Here is a 16697-nt window from a genome sequence, read left to right on the forward strand (position 1 = left end):
GTTACTCGCCCTTGGCCTTCGCGATGATCTCCTCGGCGACGTTCCGGGGAACCTCGGCGTAGGAGTCGAACTGCATCGAGTAGCTTGCGCGACCCGAGGTCTTGCTGCGGAGGTCGCCGACGTAGCCGAACATCTCCGAGAGGGGCACGAGGCCCTTCACGACGCGCGCACCGGCACGCTCCTCCATGGCCTGGATCTGGCCACGGCGGGAGTTGATGTCGCCGATCACGTCACCCATGTAGTCCTCGGGCGTGGTGACCTCTACGGCCATCATCGGCTCCAGGAGCACAGGGCTCGCCTTGCGCGCGGCCTCCTTGAAGGCCTGCGAGCCGGCGATCTTGAACGCGAGCTCGGAGGAGTCGACCTCGTGGTAGGCACCGTCGAGCAGCGTGATGCGGACACCCGTCATCTCGTACCCGGCGAGGATGCCGAACTGCATGGCCTCCTGCGCACCGGCGTCCACCGACGGGATGTACTCCCGCGGGATACGGCCACCGGTGACCTTGTTCACGAACTCGTACGCCGGACCGTCGGCCTCGGTGATGGGCTCGATCGCGATCTGCACCTTGGCGAACTGACCGGTACCACCGGTCTGCTTCTTGTGGGTGTAGTCCACACGCTCGACGGCCTTGCGGATCGTCTCACGGTACGCGACCTGCGGCTTACCGACGTTGGCCTCGACCTTGAACTCACGGCGCATACGGTCGACCAGCACCTCGAGGTGCAGCTCGCCCATACCGCCAATGATGGTCTGGCCGGTCTCCTCGTCCGAGTGAACCTGGAAGGAGGGGTCCTCCTCCGCGAGACGCTGGATGGCTACACCCAGCTTCTCCTGGTCACCCTTGGACTTGGGCTCGATGGCGACCTGAATGACCGGCGCCGGGAAGTCCATGGACTCCAGGATGACCGGGTTCTTGTCGTCGGACAGCGTCTCACCGGTGGTGGTCTGCTTCAGGCCCATGACGGCGACGATGTCGCCGGCGCCCACCGACTCGATCTCCTCACGCTTGTTCGCGTGCATGCGGTAGATCTTGCCGATGCGCTCCTTCTTGCCCTTGACCGAGTTCAGCACTGCCGAACCCGCCTCCAGGCGGCCCGAGTAGACCCGGACGAAGGTGAGCTTGCCCAGGTGCGGGTCGCTCATGATCTTGAACGCGAGCGCGGACAGCGGCTCGTCCACGGACGGCTTGCGCTTGACGACGACCTCGGGGTCCTTGACGTCGTGGCCTTCGATGGCCTCGACGTCGAGGGGGGTCGGCAGGTAGCGCACGACCGCGTCGAGCAGGGGCTGGACGCCCTTGTTCTTGAACGCGGTGCCACAGAACACCGGGGTGACCGTGATGCCCTTGGACTTGCCGGACGCGATGGTGACGCGGCGGATCGCGGCGTACAGCTGCTCCTCGGTGGGCTCGACGCCCTCCAGGAACAGCTCCATGATCTCGTCGTCGTTCTCGGCGACGGCCTCGACCAGCTTGCCGCGGTACTCCTCGGCGGCCTCGGCGTGCGTGGCCGGGATGTCGACGACGTCGTACATCTCGCCCTTCGCCGCCTCGGCGGACCACACGAGCGCCTTCATGCGGACCAGGTCCACAACGCCCTTGAAGTCCATCTCGGCACCGATCGGCAGCTGCATGATCAGCGGCACCGCACCGAGGCGGTCCTTGATCATGTCGACGCAGCGGTGGAACTCCGCGCCGGTCCGGTCGAGCTTGTTCACGAAGCAGATGCGCGGGACGCCGTAACGGTCGGCCTGACGCCACACCGTCTCGGACTGCGGCTCGACACCGGCGACACCGTCGAACACCGTGACGGCACCGTCGAGGACGCGCAGCGAACGCTCCACCTCGACGGTGAAGTCGACGTGCCCCGGGGTGTCGATGATGTTGATCGTGTAGTCGTTGTCCTCAAGCGGCCAGTGACAGGTGGTGGCAGCAGAGGTGATCGTGATGCCACGCTCCTGCTCCTGCTCCATCCAGTCCATGGTGGCGGCGCCGTCGTGGACTTCACCGATCTTGTAGCTGACGCCGGTGTAGAAGAGGATCCGCTCGGTGGTGGTCGTCTTGCCCGCGTCGATGTGGGCCATGATCCCGATGTTGCGGACCTTGGCCAGGTCAAGTGAAGTGGTAGCCATAAGGCTTTCGTCTTCTCTCGGTCTCGATGTGGGTAGCGACTACCAGCGGTAGTGCGCGAAGGCCTTGTTGGACTCGGCCATCTTGTGGGTGTCCTCGCGCTTCTTGACGGCCGCGCCGAGGCCGTTCGAAGCGTCCAGAAGCTCGTTGAGCAGACGCTCGGTCATGGTCTTCTCGCGACGGGCGCGGGAGTAACCGACCAGCCAGCGCAGCGCGAGCGTGTTGGCGCGACCGGGCTTGACCTCGATCGGAACCTGGTACGTCGCACCGCCGACTCGGCGGGACTTGACCTCAAGCGTGGGCTTGATGTTCTCCAGCGCGCGCTTCAGCGTGATGACCGGGTCGTTGCTGGTCTTCTCGCGCAGGCCCTCCATGGCGCCGTACACGATGCGCTCGGCGGTGGAGCGCTTGCCGTTCAGCAGCACCTTGTTGATCAGGGAGGTGACAAGAGGAGAACCGTAGACCGGGTCGATGATGACCGGGCGCTTCGGGGCGGGGCCCTTACGAGGCATTTTCTACTTCTCCTTCTTGGCGCCGTAGCGGCTGCGGGCCTGCTTGCGGTTCTTCACACCCTGGGTGTCAAGCGAACCGCGGATGATCTTGTAGCGAACACCGGGCAGGTCCTTCACACGGCCGCCGCGCACGAGCACGATGGAGTGCTCCTGCAGGTTGTGTCCCTCACCCGGAATGTAAGCGGTGACCTCGATCCCGCTGGTCAGACGCACACGCGCGACCTTACGCAGGGCCGAGTTCGGCTTCTTCGGGGTGGTCGTGAACACACGCGTGCAGACGCCACGACGCTGAGGGGAACCCTCAAGTGCGGGCGTCTTGTTCTTCTCGACCTTGTCCTGCCGGCCCTTCCGGACCAGCTGCTGGATCGTAGGCACTACTTCTCCGGTTTCTGTGTGCCGATGGTGAAGCTAACCTGGAACGTCGCCGACCCACGCGGTCGGGTGTGTCGGATCGCGCAGACTTTCGCCGGTAAGCAAAAGGGGCGCGGATCGCGGTGGCCGGTGTCGACTCCCCTAGTGCGGTTCAAGGCACGCACGGGAGCCAGGGCACACCCCAGGCACAAGGTCTGAGCGTACCTACCTCATTCGCTGCGGTCAAAACAAATGGGTGCCACCCACGGCTCGACACGGGAGATGCCGAAGCCGCACCCCCTCAGCGATCTTCGAATCTACGGCACGCACCCTCACGTAGAGCTCGCCGTCGCCGCGATCATCAGGAGCAGCATCAGGGCCCAGCCCGTCACCGCGAGCCAGCCGAAGACCAGGCCGGTGAGGGCGAGGCCGTCGCCGCCCTCGTCGGTCCGCTGTATCTCGGCGCGGGCGGTGTGGCCGAGGATCACCGCGGGGATGCCGGTGAGGCCCAGCGTCGGCACGATGAGCAGGCCGCAGACCAGCGAGCCGACCGCCTTGCCGTTGGTCGGCGGCACCGGGGGCGGCAGGAACGTCGGCGGCACCGGCCGGAATCCCGGCGGCGGCCCCTGGAGGACAGGCGTCACCTGCGGACCCTGGGGCAGATCGGCGACCAGCAGCATCAACTCGCCCACCGTACGGGCGTCGTAGGCCCGGGCGACCCGCTTCTCCAGCTCGTCCTCACGCAGCCGCCCCTCGGCGAAACCGGCCCGGAGCACGTCCACCGCCCGCTCCCGGTCCGCGGTCGCGGCCAGCATCGACGCCCCGGCCTGTGCCGGCGACGGCTGGTGCGGTCCTGGCCACTGCCCCTGCCACGGTGTCGGGTACGACACGGAACACCTCCCCCGGCGCCGGAGACCGAATGCCTCCATGATGCTCCAACGCACCGAAAACGGCACCGGTTCCCCATCAATACCGAAAGAGGTCGGCCACCCCCGCCCCCGTACAGACCCCCGTACAGAAGAGAGGGGAGCGGGGTGGCCGTCCCGCCGTCCCTCAGCGTGCGCGGCGACCGCCCCCGGCGGCACGTTCCGCCGCGAACACGTCCTCCAGCCGGAACAGCTGCGCGCGCCCCGCCTTGCCGACCGGCGCCAGATGCCCGAGCTGGACCCACTTGCGGATGGTGGCGGGCGCGACCCCGGCCTCCTGCGCGGCGAGCGGCCCGGGAATCAACGTCGGCAGCCCACTCCTCGTACCCGTCATCGCTCCCACTCCCCCTCGTTCCAGGTGTGCCGGTAGGCCGGGTCGTCGTGGCAGCCGCAGTCCGGCACCGAGCAACGGCAGGCCGGGTTCACACAGAGCACCGCGCCGCGGTCCGGGAAGGCCCGCAACGAGACCGAGTCGCACCAGGGGCAGCGCCCCGACACCCGTACGACCGTCTCGGTGTCCCCCAGCGCACGCGCACAGCGCCGCGCCATCCGCCGCGTCTCGTCCCGTACATGCGCCGCGAGTACGGCGTCGGCGGCCACCTCGTCGAGCAGCGCGGCGATCCGCCGCAACCGCTCGGGCACGGACGCCCGCCGCGCCCGGGGCAGCCCGAGGCGGTCCCGCACGGCCTCTTCCAGTTCTACGACGCCGTCCGTGATGTCCCGGATCGTGTCGGAGATGTGCAGGCGCAGCGGGGCCGCGCTGTGGCCGGGGACGACGAGTCCGTGCCGTTGTTCCAGGAGGAGGGCCTCGGCGCGTTCCTCGCGGAGCCGGTCGGCGAGGCCGGGCGGGGGCGGCGGGGCGGGGGCGCGGTGGGCCGGTGAGGTGCGGCCGGGGGCGAGTTCGACGGTCAGTTCGGGGAACTGCTGGAGCAGCGTGCCGATCCAGAGGGCGGCATGCGTGGTCGGGTCCGCCGCGGCGGACGCCGGACTCGGGTCAGGCAAGGGAACCTCCCCGAGGAACCGGCACGACCGACACGGCCGGGAGAAGGTGCGCGGGGATCTCGACCGGGCGCCCGGAGCGGTAGAGGCGGCCGCCGCAGACGCCGTCGAACCAGTTGTCGGCCGGGGCGACGATCCGCTCACAGTCCCGCCGTACCGGGCAACGGGCGCAGGCCCGCAGGACGGGGGCGGCCTCCTTGACCTTCTTGGAGAAGACGGCCTTGGGCGGGAGCCCGGCACAGGCGGCGGCGGTCTGCCAGCCCACGGGTCCGTCGTAGTCGTAGGAGCGCGGTGGTGGGCAGGTGTCGGTGGGCATGGGGCCTCCCTGGAGGACGGGTGTGGCACAGGCAGCTGGCAAGTGCCGTGCGGTCGTCCAGGTTTACAGATTGCGCGCGCGCTCGCAACGTAAACTTTGGTCACTCACGTCACAGACCCGGCGACAACCCGTCACGAAACCGGCCCCCGCGTCCTCATCTCCACCGAACCTCCCCCTAATTGAGCCGATTTTCCTTAGTGCTTGCACGCGAGCACGTAATTCCGTGCGCGCAAGCAAGCTAAACTCGCTGCCATCCAAAGGAAGCGAGCACACAGATGACCAGCCAGGATCTGGACGCGTTCGCCGCGTGGGTCGAGGACCTGATGCGCGACCGCGGTTACGACATCGACAGCCCGCGCGGCGGCGGCAAGTCCCGGATAGCGGACGAGGCGGGAGTCCACCGGGCCGCCGTCACGCGCCTGCTGCAGCGCCAGAGCATGCCGGACCTGGAGACCACACGCAGGCTCGCCCGCGTGCTGGGCGTGCCGGTCCGCGACATGCTCATCCGCTCCGGCCGGCTCACCGCGGAGGAACTCGCCGACCCCCACGACTACTTGGCCTCCCCCGCACCCGGCGCCGAGTTCGCCCGTCGCCCCACGCTGGAGGAGGTCGCGGATGCGCTGGGGGTGCCGGCCGACCGGCGGGAGATGTTCGTTCGCGTGGTCGAGCAGTTCCTGCCGAACGAGGCGCCGGCCGCGGAAGCCGTAGGACACGTGCGGCACGAGGACGCGCGGCTGCTGATGACCGACTGACCGGCCCCCAACGGTCACCGGTTCGCCGGTTCGCCGGTTCGCGGTACGAGGGAACTGGCCCCTCCCTCTCCGCTCCCAGACTCCTCCCCCCTTCCCCGCCCCTCCCCCACCCCCCTCAACCTCCCCCACTCACCCGGTTCTCGGTTTTTAGTTGCGTGCGCGCACGCTCGTCTGTCACAGTTGGTGCAGCGGCGGAGCTGCGCCCGCAGGCCGGCCGCTCAGTGCCCCGTCGCGGTGTGCAGGTGTACCGCCGCGTCCCGCACGCCCTCCCGAAGCTGCCCCGAGGTGACCCGGCATGACCACACCCACTCCACCGAGCGCCTTCCCCGACGTCGAGGCGATGATCGTCGACATCCTGGAGGACGACTCCCGGCTCTCCGGCGCGATCGTCGCCGTACAGGCGCCGACCGGCTTCGACGGCACGGCCGCCGCCGTGTTCGTCAACCGGCGCGGCGGCGCCTGGGTCGGCGAACGCCATGTCGACCAGCCGCTGATCGAGCTGGAGGTGTACGGCCCGACCAAGCAGGCCGCGCACGTCCTGGCCAACGACGCCCGTCAGGCCGTACTGGCGATGGCGAACAACAAGTACGGCACGAACCTCGTCACCGAGGTCGAGGAGCAGGACGGCCCGCGCTGGCTGCCCGACTACCTCTACTCCGCGGCCAACCGCTACGTCACGGTGATGAAGGTGTACGTGGACGTCTACTGATCCCCTCCACCGATCCCCCGGACGCTCCGCGCCCCACAGACCGAAGGCCCCGCCACCCCCCGGCGGGGCCTTCTTCGTACCCGGACCTCCCGAGTACGACGGCACCCCATCCCAACTCACCTGGAAAACAAGGAGATTCACCATGGCAGGAACCAACTCCTCCGAGATCCGCATCGCCGGCGTAGGCCGCCTCTACGTCGCCCCGGCCGACACCGACGTCCCGTCGACCTTCTCCACCGACACCGCCACCGACTGGGCGACCTGGAAGAACCTCGGGTTCACCTCCGGTGACGGCGTCACCTTCAGCAAGAAGGACAAGCTGGAGCCGGTCGACGTGTGGCAGGCGGTCAGCCCGGTGCACTTCGTGTACTCGGACCGCGACCTGACCCTGAAGTTCTCGCTGATGCAGTTCAACGAGGACACGCTGCCGTTCTTCATGGGCGGCGGCGGGGTCAGCGCGGTGACCGGTTCGACGGGCGTCTACCAGTACGACATCGCCGACCGGCCGTTCGCCGATGTCCGCGCTCTCGGGCTGGAGTTCACGGATGTGCGGGCGAGCGACGGCTCGACCGTGACGTACCGCTTCGGCATCCGGCGCGGCCAGGTCACCGCGTCGGACGACATCAAGCTGGCCCGCAAGTCCGCGGCCCAGCTCGGCATCACGTTCAGCGCGATGTCGGCGGCCGACGGTTCGCCGCTTGCCAGCTTCGTGATGAAGGACACCGCGTACGCCGCGTCCTGACCCACCGGGGTGGGGCGGGCAGGCCGGCCCGTCCCACCCCGGGCCCAACTCCCCTTTTCCGAAGCACCTGTTCGCCTGTAAAGGAGTACTCATCGCCATGACCCGTTTCGACGTCAACGCGGCCCGCGCCCAGCGGCTCGAAGCCCTCGGCCGTACCTGGTCGTTCGAGCTCGACACCGAGAGCTACACCCTCCCCACCGAGCTGACCCGCGCCACCGCCAAGGCGCTGCGCAAGCTCGACGACAACGACGTGGACGGGCTGCTCCAACTCCTCCTGGGCGAGAAGCAGTTCAGCCGCTTCGAGCAGCACGAGGTCACGATGCAGGACATCGCCGCCATCCTGGAGGCCTACGGCAAGGAGACCGGGCTCGGCCTGGGGGAAGGCTGAGCCTCGTCGGGTTCGTGGACGAACACGCCGAGGCCCTCGAAGCGGACCTGCTCCGCTATTACGGCATCGATCTGCTCGACTGGCACCGTGACCGGCTCTCCGCGCGCCGACTCACCGTGCTCATCAGGCAGTTGCCGCACGACAGCGCCCTCAACCGGGAGCTGCACGGCGAGGCAGCCGACTGGTCGGTGACCGACCATCTGCTGGCCGCCGCCGTGGACCATCTCGCCGCCGCGAACTGGATGTTCGCCTCCGTCAACTCGGAGGAGGGCGACCAGCCGGACCCCCCGGCACCGGTACCGCGTCCGTCGTACGACGACACGGACACCGGCGGCGAGGAGACACCGGGCGGGGAGACCGAGGAGACGGTGGCTGCGGATACGGATGCGGCGCCGTCGACGGTCCAACTGGCCCGGTTCTTCGGCTGATTGTCAGTCCGCCGGGCCGTCCTGCGCGTCCCGGCGCCCGCCGGTGGCCCGGCCCTCCAACTCGTCCGCGAGGGCACGGGCCTTGGCGGAGAGCCGGGGGCGTTCCTCGCTCCGGATGCCGTGCCGGCCCGGCGAGGATTCGGACGACTCCGTCCTGCGTCCGTTGTCGCGCCCGGTTCCGGCGGTCAGCGGAGGCACGCTGGCCCGCCCGTTGCGCCGTACGACCGAGCGCCGTTCGGCGGGCGTGGCTCGCTTCTCCCGCACCTCGCGGGCGGTGAGGAGGATGTCGGGATCGGTTTCGGGGTCCACCTGGTCCCGGGGGCCGTCCGCCGCAACCCGCTCCTCTTCCCCCCGCTCTTCTACTCGCGTCAACTCAGGCGGAGCGCTCAGCAGTTGGACGTACGGAAGCTGGATGACGTCACCACCGACATGATCGCGATCCCGCACCCGGTGCGGCCTGCGCCCGGCGCGGGCGTCCTCCTGCCCCTGGAGGTAGGCGGCGGTGATCCGTTGCTCGTACGCCCGCCGTACGGCCGGGAGTTGCTCGTCGACCACGTCGGCCCAACCCGCGCTGTAGGCGGCCAGTTCACGCCGGTCGAGTTCGGCGCGGGGCAGGATGACCAGGTCGTCGGGGGCGTGGCCGAGCCGTAGGACGAGTTCGGACAGCCGGGCGATGGGATGGGGAAGATCGGGGGCTTGTTCGAGCCAGTCGATCACATGCGTCTGCCGCGCGTCGCTCGCGTTCCCATCCACCCCGTAGGCCTTGCTCTCGTCCCTGCCCCACCGCGCCCCCCAGCGCGAGGACGGCCGCCCCATCGCCGCCCACCGTCGTACACAGGCCCCCAAACGCCGTACCGGGCCTGGTCATTCACCTTTCATTCACCGACGGGAGAACGGCCGGATCCTACTTCACCAACCTGGCACAACTGCCACAGCACCCCGCATCACCGCAGGTCCGGCCCGCACAGCGGGCAACTGTCTTCGGCAAACACGAAACACCGCCACAGGATTACTCGTACACTAGTTCGAACCGACGCTTCGAGCGCACCAGGAGCGCCACCTGTACCACCAGCCGAGCGGACAGACAGGAAAGCAGGACGACGACATGGCGACTGGCACGAGTCACTCCCCGCAGCAGCCGATCGACACCTACACCCGCCTCGCCCACCTCCTGCACTCCCCCGCCCCCGACCGCACGACCCTGCTCGACCGGCTGTACGAGGAGTTGCTCACGCGCGAGTCGCGGGCGTACGCGGCCGGGTGGACGGACGCGCTGACGGAGGCGGGGCGGGGACGCGGGGGCCGGCCGTAAGCACCGATCACCGCCTACCGCTCACCGCTCACACGGTGAACGTGCACCACACCTGCTTCTCGTCGAACCCCGTACGGTGCCACCCCCACCGCCGCGCCAACGCCTCCACGAGCCGCAGCCCCCGCCCGCCCTCGTCCAACAGGTCGGCGCACGCGGGCAGTTCGGGCGCCAGCGCGGGGGCGTGGTCGGTCACCATCACCCGCAGAAACGGCGGAGCGAACTCCCGCCCGACCCCGAGCGTCAGCTCCAACGCCGCGAGTCCGCCGCCGTGCCGTACGGCGTTGGTGCACAGCTCCCCCACGGCGAGCTCGACGGAGTCGGCCAACTCGCCCAGTTTCCAGTGATCTTGGAGCCAGACGCGGGTGCGGTGCCGGGCTTCGGCGACGGGGCGGAGGGGGTCGAGGGCGGAGGTGTCCCAACCGACGCGGGTGGGGGTGGTGTTGAAGGGGGGAAGGTCCATCGTGCACCTCGCGGGGAGTCGATGAGCGGCTTGCGCCACAAGGTACTAGCAGAACTAAAACGCGTGCTACCTGATTCACTAAAACGAGTACTATCCTCGAACGAGGTGGACGCCCGGCTCGCAGGTCGGCAAACTGTGCGCGCGAGCGAGGAGTTGATCCATGGCACCCCGACAGACCCCCACCATTCGCCAACGGCGTTTCGGCGCCGAGCTGCGCAGACTGCGTGAGGGCGTCGGCATGTCCGCCCCGGTCGCGGGCGAACGGCTCGGCGCCGACCGGACGATGATCTCCAACATCGAGGCCGGCCGATTCGGCATCAGTGAGGAGCGCCTCCGTCGCCTCGCGAGCATCTACGAGTGCGACGACACCGAACTGATCGACGCACTGGCCTCAATGACCGGCGGACGGTCGAAGGGCTGGTGGGACGAGTACCGGGGCAAGATCCCGCCGGACTTCCTGGACCTGGCGGAACTCGAACATCACGCCACCGGCCTGCGCACGCTGCAGACCGCCCACATCCCCGGCCTCTTCCAGACCGAGGAGCACGCACGGGCACTGTTCGACCTGTTCATCCCGGCACTGCCGCGCCTGGAGGTCGAGTTGAGGATCGCCCAGCGCCTGGCGCGTCACGCCGTGATCGCGAACGAGCCGGGTGTTCCGTACGTCGGCATGGTCCACGAAACGGCGCTGCGCATGCACACCGGAGGCCGCCGGGTCGCCAAGGCCCAACTCGGCCGGCTGCTGGAGGAGAGCGAGCGCCCCAACGTCCGGCTGCTCGTGATTCCGTTCACCGCCGAGGGCTTCCCCATGGCCGGCGACACGTTGATGTACGTCTCCGCCGCCAGCCCCCACCTGGACACGGTGGAAGTGGACTCCCCCATCGGCGCGGTGTTCTTCGACTCACCGACCCAACTGGCCAACTTCCGACGACGGCTGGACTTGGTCGAACGGGTCGCGTTGAATCCGAACAAGTCGAGAGACCTCATCCTCTCGATCGCCGACGACCTGTAAGAGGTGCCCCGTGTCCGAGCCGAAGTGGCGCAAGTCCTCGTACTCCGAGGCATCCGCCAACGCCTGCGTCGAGATGGCCGAGGCCGGCCCCCTCATCGCCCTCCGCGACTCGAAGCACCCGGAGCTGCCGTGGGCGACGGTGAGCCGCAAGGCGTGGACGGAGTTCGCGGGGGCCCTGGGTTCAGGGCTGCTGCGAACGGAGGCGTAGCGGCGGGCTGAACCCTTGTGTCCGCCAGGATCAGGGCCCCAAGATTCTCGCCATGTACAAGAAAAGACGGGCACTCGGCGCCTGCCTCGGCGTGGGACTCGCCACCTTTCTCCCCGGTGTCAGCGTGATGGCGGACGACCCGAGGTGGGCGGGGATCGTCGTGGGCGGCTGCGTCTTCCTCATCCTGAACCAGCTGATCTACACCTACCCGGGCGACATCCGAAACGCCGGCCCGATCCCGTTGCTGATCCAGGCCGCGATCGGCATCGTCCAGGACACCCTGATCTGGCTGCTCGTCTCGTGGCTGGGCTCGATGACGGAATTCGGCCTCCACGTCGACGACTTCCTCACGGCCCTGCTCGCCGGCGTCATCGTCCGCGTATCGGTTCTGGCGCTTCTGGCCCTCGGCCCGCAGCCGGCCGAGGAAAATTCGCGGTAACTCTCAGCGGGTGAACCACCGGAGAGGTTCGGTCATCCCCGTCAGCGGTATCGGGTGGGTCGGGAACGGGTACGGTCCGGGCATGACCATCGAGCGGCTGGCAGGCGGTATCGGCGCTGCCATCACCGGCATCATCTGTATAGGTTTCGCATTCGAGGTGCTACGTCGCTGCCGCCTTCGGTTGCGCGGAGTCAGAACGACGGCCGAATTGGTCAGGTTCCGTACGGAGACGTCCGAGGACGGGAGCCCCACCTATTACCCCGTGGTCGTCTTCACTCTGCCGGACGGAACAGAGATGACGGCCGAGGCTGGAGACGGCATTCCCTATCCGCCGCTCGGCTCGAAGGAAGGCGATCTCACCGAGGTCATATACGACCCGGCAGCACCGAGCAGCATCAGTCTCCCGTCCCTCTTGCCAGGGAGACTCAAGACGAGTGAGATCCTCGCGTTGGGCGCCGGCTGTGTCGGCCTGGCTTTTGCGACCTGGCTGATCCTGGCGGAAACATTCTGATAAAAGTATCCAGAACCACATCGCGCCCGAATAGGGCCCGGCTTCGGAAGCCGGGCCCTTCTTGCTGTCCAAGGAGGACGCATGCCCCGAAGTCTGGCACAGGTCGATCGAGATCTGGAGACAGCCGAGAAGAACATCAGGGACATCAGGACCGAGCTGGGCAAGGCTCCGTCGAACAAGCCGAATGTCATGATCAGGCTCTCCGATCTCGAAAAGCTGTCACCGACGGTTTCGCAGCTCAGGGCGGATGCCGACGCAACGGATGTCACCATCAAGGAGATGAAGAAAAACTACAAGGAATTCCGACTGATGATGCTCGGCCTCGTCGTCGGCCTTCAGTTCTTCAAGATAGACATACAGGCACTGAAGCTGGACATCACGCTCATCAAGGAGTGGAAGAGGAAAGACGCCGGAAATTTCCTCAAGTCTGCGGCCCAGTTCACCAGGGAAATGTTCGACAAGCAGGGCAAGCAGACACGGCTCCAACTTGAAGCGCAGGAGAAACAGAGGAAGGAAGACGAAGAAAAAGACAAGAAGGAGCTGGAAGCCAAGCTCAAGGGAATCCCCGGAAGGGTCGACCATCTGGAGGGGGCGATAAAGCCCGGTTCCCTGCGGAACGAGCTCGATCGCTTCTACTACCAGAAGTCCCGCGCCGAAGGCCTGCACAAGGGTATTCACCGCGCCCAGGAATCCGCGGACAAGGCGAACCGCGAGATCGAGAGTCTTGTCACCAGACTGCACAAAGCCGGTGCGGACGCTTCGGGCTCCGGAGGATCCGGAAAACACGTGAGACAGAACCTCAATGAAATGAAAGCCTCCGTCACCGCTCTGAGCCAGGCTCTGGCAGGCATCTGAGCGCGATCGGTCGAAGCAGACCGGGCGTGACCCGGAGCTGCGAAAGGATCGGATAACACATGTCTCTCGTTCAGGCACTCTCCAGAACGGCCGCCGGACTCAGGAACTTCCAGACCCAGGCGAGCACGGCCGGCACCGCCGTCAAGAGCATCGGCGACAAGGCGAAGTCCGGCGAAGGCCAGCTCAAGCAGTTCAAGACCGCGGCCCAGGACTCCGGAAAGGAACTGAAAGACCTCAAGACCGCCTCCGACCGGGCTGAGGTGTCCCTCGCCAAGGCCGGCAAGACCGGTTCCAGCGCCGGCACCAATCTCAGCAAATACGAGTCCGGGGCCGGCAAGGCGGCCAAGGGCCAGGACAAGATGAACAAGTCGATGAAAGGCAACTTCTTCGGCCTGCTCATGAGCCTGCTCCAACCGCTCATAGACAAGGTCATCGACATGGTGACCAACTCGAAGACCATGCAGAAGGTCCTGAAGCAGGCCTTCGAGGTCATCAAGGCCGTGATCAGCAGCGTCATGAAGGCCATCGAGCCGATCATGAAGAACGCCGGCAAGCTGATCAAGTCGGTCTGGAGCGGCATCAAGACGGCGATCACGAACATCGTCAAGGCCGTAGCCACGGTCATCAGGACCTACGTCAACGTATGGAAGTCGATCATCACCGGCGTCCTGAAGGCGATCAGCACGGTCGTCTCCAACGTCTGGAAGGGCATCAAGGCCGTCATCTCGCCGGTCGTCAGCTGGGTCAAGTCCGCGATCCCGGACGCCTTCCGGGCCGTAAAAGACCGGCTGTCCAGCATCTGGGGCGGCCTGAAGGGCATCGCGAGCCGGGCCTTCGACGGCATCAGGGGCGCGGTCCGCGACCCGATCAACGCCGTCATCGGTCTCATCAACCGCGCGATCGGCGCCCTCAACGGCATCCACGTCTCCATCCCCGGCTGGGTCCCGATGGTCGGCGGCAAGACCTTCGGCGTCAGCCTGCCGAGGATCCCCGCGCTGGCCACCGGCGGCGTCGTCATGCCCCGCTCCGGCGGCGTCCCCGCGCTCCTGGCCGAGGCCGGCGAGGCAGAAGCCGTACTCCCGCTCAGCAAGCTCGACCGGCTCCTCAAGGCAGCGGCCTCACGGGGCCGGGCGTACGCGGGCGTCTCCGGCAGCGACGGCAGCGCACTCCACATCGAGAACTACTACGCCGCCGACACCAGCACCCCGCAGCGCACCGCCGACGCGCTGATGTTCCTGGCGAAGGCACGCGGATGAGCAGCGCGGCCAGTCCCCTCGCCGATGCCGCCGCCGCCCTGCGCTCCTTCCGGACCAGGGTCGAGCAGACCCACTCCGGCGTTCGGTCCTTCGCGCAGCGCGTCACAGGCGCCGCCGCCGATCTCGACCGCGTCACCGCCCCCACCACCCAAACCGCCACAGCCGTCCAGCAGATCAAGACGAACGCGGACACCGCCACCCGCTCCGTGACCAGAACCGCCCAGACCGCCACCACCGCCGCCTCCGGCATCAAGTCCACCGCCACCACGGTCAGGTCCGCCGGTAAATCCCTCGGCAGACTCACCACCAACCTCGGCGGAGTCTTCGCCATGGTCGGCACCCTCATCGCAGCCTCCGGCGTCCTCGGCGGCCTCCTCGACACCTTCGGCACCGCGATGACCATCGGCTCCGGCGTCATGATCGTCATCAACGCCCTCACCCGAGCCAACCCGATCGGTTTCGTAGCCGGCATCCTGCTCCCCCTAGCCGGCTGGTTGCTGGACATCGCCCTGAACTCCGAGACCGGCCAACGCCTGATGGACCAACTGGCCACGCTGATCCTGAAGTACGTCCAGAGCTACCTCACGATCCTCGGCCCGATCCTCAAACTGATCGCCGGCGCGGTGAACACCTACGTCACCGGCTACCTCACCCTGATCACCACAACCCTCTCCGTCCTCGGCACGGTCATCAACACCGGCTTCGCCGCCGCCAAGGCACTGACCACCGGCGACACCCGCGCCCTCACCGGCAAGGTCTCCGCGATCTGGAGCGGCTTCAAGAACGCCGTCAAACCAGCCCTGAACTGGATCACCAAGGAAATCCCCCGAGCCTTCACCCGGGTCAAGGACGCCACCGCCAACACCCTGCGCGCGATGGGCCAGTTCGTCGCGACCGGCGCCCAGACCGTAGCCGGGGTCGTAAAGGGACCGATCTCCGGCCTCGTCGCCTTCGCGAACTGGGTGATCGACGGCCTGAACAAGCTCAGTTTCAGCATCCTCGGCAAGAAGTTCGGCGTACACCTCAGCAAGATCCCGATGCTCGCGGAGGGCGGTATCGCGGTCCCCGGTGCCCGCACGGGCAAGGTCCTGTCCCTCACCGCCCTGGAACGACAACGCGCCCTGGCCACCCGCACCCGGGCAACCAGGCGCGCCCAACTCACCCCCCACATCAGGGAGTTCCACGAGAGCAACGGCACCGGAGCCCACGGCACCGCCACCGACCTCCTCTTCCTGGCCTCCGCACATGCCCGCACATGAAACGGCACGCACCCTGACAGCGAGGTGACGCCCCCATGGCCGACCTGACGACCACCACATCAGCCATATCCACCACCGACGACGTACCCCCCGGCTCACTCATCACCCGCGACGGGCAGATGCAGTGGGCCGGACTGCTGCTCGGCCCCGGCACGCCGTACGAGATCGGCAGTGACGGGCTGACCGGCTGGGAGGACCTGCCGGACTACGACACGACAGACGCCGACCACCCCACCGCACACGGCGCCTGGCCGGGCGCGCGCTACGCCAAGCCGCGCAAGGTCGGCGGCTCGGTATGGACCGTGCCACCGCAGGACGACACCGCCTCCTCCCTCTCCGCGATGCGAGCCCTGCGCCAGGCCCTGCTCCTCGGCGACTCCGAACGCTGGCTTGCGGTGCGACTCCACGGAGAGACCCTGGCCATCCGAGCCCGGGTCAGCCAGCGCGTCCTGGCAGCCGACCGGACGTACACCACACAGGGCGTCTCCAAGGCGTCCGTGCAGTGGTACGCCACCGACCCCCGCCGCTACACGGTCGACGAGCAAACAGCAGTGACCGGCGCCCCCCAGCCGGAGAGCGGCCTCACCTGGCCCCTGACCTGGCCCCTGTACTGGGGCCAGGCGTCATCCACCGGCGACGTGGGCGCGGACAACTCCGGTTCGGCACCCACCCACCCGATCCTCACCTTCACGGGCCCCTGCACCAACCCCACGGTCACAGACCGCACTTCGGGCCGCCGACTGCGCTACGAGATCGGACTGGCGACCGGCGACGAACTGGTCGTAGACACCGCAGCCGGCACAGTCACCCTCAACTCCACGGCCTCCCGCCGCCACACCGCGGCAGCGGACAGCAGCCCCGAGGAACTCTTCGCGTTCGAACCGGGCAGAGCCGACCTGGCATTCCGCCCGGACACCTACGACACCGGCGCCCAACTGTCGGTCCGCTGGCGCTCGGCGGAGTGGTGACCACACAGCGATCCCCCGCCTGAAGTAGGCCGGGTTGGCCCACGAGCCCGCAGCCGCCGACGCAACGGGAGCGGGTCGTGGCGGTACGGCGCAGCCCGCCGCGTACCCGGCACCAACCCGTTCAACCGTGGTGACAAACAGTGGGGCCCCACCAGCGGCGGGCTC

23 protein-coding genes are annotated in these 16697 nt (G+C 67.8%); 14 read left to right on the forward strand and 9 right to left on the reverse strand.

Annotation, left to right across the window (positions count from 1 at the left end; all coding sequences use genetic code 11):
- Position 1: 1 nt before the first annotated feature.
- The 7 genes from fusA to ACGFY9_RS31935 form a co-directional block, all read right to left on the reverse strand.
- Positions 2–2131: an elongation factor G gene (gene fusA, locus ACGFY9_RS31905; RefSeq protein WP_393759879.1), complete on the reverse strand. Its 2130-nt coding sequence runs from the start codon at positions 2129–2131 to the stop codon at positions 2–4.
- A 39-nt stretch (positions 2132–2170) separates the two neighbouring features.
- Complete coding sequence (gene rpsG / locus ACGFY9_RS31910; protein ID WP_005481264.1) at positions 2171–2641, reverse strand: 30S ribosomal protein S7; 471 nt, start codon at positions 2639–2641, stop codon at positions 2171–2173.
- 3 nt (positions 2642–2644) lie between these two features.
- On the reverse strand, positions 2645–3016 hold the full coding sequence (gene rpsL, locus ACGFY9_RS31915; RefSeq protein WP_003948652.1) for a 30S ribosomal protein S12: 372 nt from the start codon (positions 3014–3016) through the stop codon (positions 2645–2647).
- 308 nt (positions 3017–3324) lie between these two features.
- Entirely contained in the window at positions 3325–3882 is a 558-nt protein-coding gene (locus tag ACGFY9_RS31920; protein WP_393759881.1) for a DUF1707 and DUF4190 domain-containing protein, read from the reverse strand.
- Between the two features lie 163 nt (positions 3883–4045).
- The gene (locus tag ACGFY9_RS31925; protein ID WP_393759883.1) at positions 4046–4252 is read right to left on the reverse strand and encodes a hypothetical protein; all 207 of its coding nucleotides are present in this window, start codon (positions 4250–4252) and stop codon (positions 4046–4048) included.
- A complete protein-coding gene (locus tag ACGFY9_RS31930; protein ID WP_393759885.1) occupies positions 4249–4920 on the reverse strand; it encodes a hypothetical protein in 672 nt (223 codons plus the stop codon). Before ACGFY9_RS31930 ends, ACGFY9_RS31925 begins: the two co-directional genes overlap by 4 nt.
- Complete coding sequence (locus ACGFY9_RS31935; RefSeq protein WP_393759887.1) at positions 4913–5233, reverse strand: WhiB family transcriptional regulator; 321 nt, start codon at positions 5231–5233, stop codon at positions 4913–4915. The genes ACGFY9_RS31930 and ACGFY9_RS31935 overlap by 8 nt, the downstream gene beginning before the upstream one ends.
- A gap of 275 nt (positions 5234–5508) precedes the next feature.
- Between ACGFY9_RS31935 and ACGFY9_RS31940 the strand changes: the two genes are divergently transcribed.
- The 5 genes from ACGFY9_RS31940 (at position 5509) to ACGFY9_RS31960 (ending at position 8252) form a co-directional block, all read left to right on the forward strand.
- Complete coding sequence (locus ACGFY9_RS31940) at positions 5509–5985, forward strand: helix-turn-helix domain-containing protein (protein WP_393759889.1); 477 nt, start codon at positions 5509–5511, stop codon at positions 5983–5985.
- Positions 5986–6280: 295 nt separating this feature from the next.
- Positions 6281–6694, forward strand: a complete 414-nt coding sequence (locus tag ACGFY9_RS31945; protein WP_043682841.1) for a hypothetical protein — start codon at positions 6281–6283, stop codon at positions 6692–6694.
- A 142-nt stretch (positions 6695–6836) separates the two neighbouring features.
- A complete protein-coding gene (locus ACGFY9_RS31950) occupies positions 6837–7436 on the forward strand; it encodes a phage tail protein (RefSeq protein WP_393759891.1) in 600 nt (199 codons plus the stop codon).
- Positions 7437–7533: 97 nt separating this feature from the next.
- Positions 7534–7824: a hypothetical protein gene (locus tag ACGFY9_RS31955; protein WP_393759893.1), complete on the forward strand. Its 291-nt coding sequence runs from the start codon at positions 7534–7536 to the stop codon at positions 7822–7824.
- 65 nt (positions 7825–7889) lie between these two features.
- Positions 7890–8252: a hypothetical protein gene (locus ACGFY9_RS31960; RefSeq protein ID WP_393760030.1), complete on the forward strand. Its 363-nt coding sequence runs from the start codon at positions 7890–7892 to the stop codon at positions 8250–8252.
- Between the two features lie 3 nt (positions 8253–8255).
- Here ACGFY9_RS31960 and ACGFY9_RS31965 read toward each other — a convergent pair whose 3' ends face one another.
- Positions 8256–9068: a hypothetical protein gene (locus ACGFY9_RS31965; RefSeq protein ID WP_393759895.1), complete on the reverse strand. Its 813-nt coding sequence runs from the start codon at positions 9066–9068 to the stop codon at positions 8256–8258.
- 289 nt (positions 9069–9357) lie between these two features.
- Between ACGFY9_RS31965 and ACGFY9_RS31970 the strand changes: the two genes are divergently transcribed.
- A complete protein-coding gene (locus ACGFY9_RS31970; RefSeq protein ID WP_200691632.1) occupies positions 9358–9564 on the forward strand; it encodes a hypothetical protein in 207 nt (68 codons plus the stop codon).
- A 28-nt stretch (positions 9565–9592) separates the two neighbouring features.
- Here the strand turns inward: ACGFY9_RS31970 and ACGFY9_RS31975 are convergent, their stop codons facing one another.
- Entirely contained in the window at positions 9593–10024 is a 432-nt protein-coding gene (locus tag ACGFY9_RS31975) for an ATP-binding protein (RefSeq protein WP_393759898.1), read from the reverse strand.
- Positions 10025–10184: 160 nt separating this feature from the next.
- Between ACGFY9_RS31975 and ACGFY9_RS31980 the strand changes: the two genes are divergently transcribed.
- From ACGFY9_RS31980 to ACGFY9_RS32015, 8 genes are all read left to right on the forward strand, one after another.
- Positions 10185–11036, forward strand: coding sequence for a helix-turn-helix domain-containing protein (locus ACGFY9_RS31980; RefSeq protein ID WP_393759900.1), 852 nt, complete (start codon positions 10185–10187; stop codon positions 11034–11036).
- Between the two features lie 10 nt (positions 11037–11046).
- Positions 11047–11244, forward strand: a complete 198-nt coding sequence (locus ACGFY9_RS31985) for a DUF397 domain-containing protein (RefSeq protein WP_393759902.1) — start codon at positions 11047–11049, stop codon at positions 11242–11244.
- A gap of 52 nt (positions 11245–11296) precedes the next feature.
- Positions 11297–11683, forward strand: coding sequence for a hypothetical protein (locus ACGFY9_RS31990; protein WP_393759904.1), 387 nt, complete (start codon positions 11297–11299; stop codon positions 11681–11683).
- Between the two features lie 82 nt (positions 11684–11765).
- The gene (locus tag ACGFY9_RS31995) at positions 11766–12194 is read left to right on the forward strand and encodes a DUF3592 domain-containing protein (RefSeq protein WP_393759906.1); all 429 of its coding nucleotides are present in this window, start codon (positions 11766–11768) and stop codon (positions 12192–12194) included.
- Between the two features lie 81 nt (positions 12195–12275).
- Positions 12276–13049 (forward strand): hypothetical protein, encoded by a 774-nt coding sequence (locus ACGFY9_RS32000; RefSeq protein WP_393759908.1) that lies wholly within the window; start codon positions 12276–12278, stop codon positions 13047–13049.
- 59 nt (positions 13050–13108) lie between these two features.
- The gene (locus tag ACGFY9_RS32005) at positions 13109–14305 is read left to right on the forward strand and encodes a phage tail protein (protein ID WP_393759910.1); all 1197 of its coding nucleotides are present in this window, start codon (positions 13109–13111) and stop codon (positions 14303–14305) included.
- A complete protein-coding gene (locus tag ACGFY9_RS32010) occupies positions 14302–15564 on the forward strand; it encodes a tape-measure protein (RefSeq protein ID WP_393759912.1) in 1263 nt (420 codons plus the stop codon). The genes ACGFY9_RS32005 and ACGFY9_RS32010 overlap by 4 nt, the downstream gene beginning before the upstream one ends.
- A gap of 35 nt (positions 15565–15599) precedes the next feature.
- The gene (locus ACGFY9_RS32015; protein ID WP_393759914.1) at positions 15600–16532 is read left to right on the forward strand and encodes a phage distal tail protein; all 933 of its coding nucleotides are present in this window, start codon (positions 15600–15602) and stop codon (positions 16530–16532) included.
- The last annotated feature ends 165 nt before the right edge of the window (positions 16533–16697 follow it).

The sequence above is a fragment of the Streptomyces sp. NPDC048504 genome (assembly GCF_043200035.1).
GTDB lineage: Bacteria > Actinomycetota > Actinomycetes > Streptomycetales > Streptomycetaceae > Streptomyces.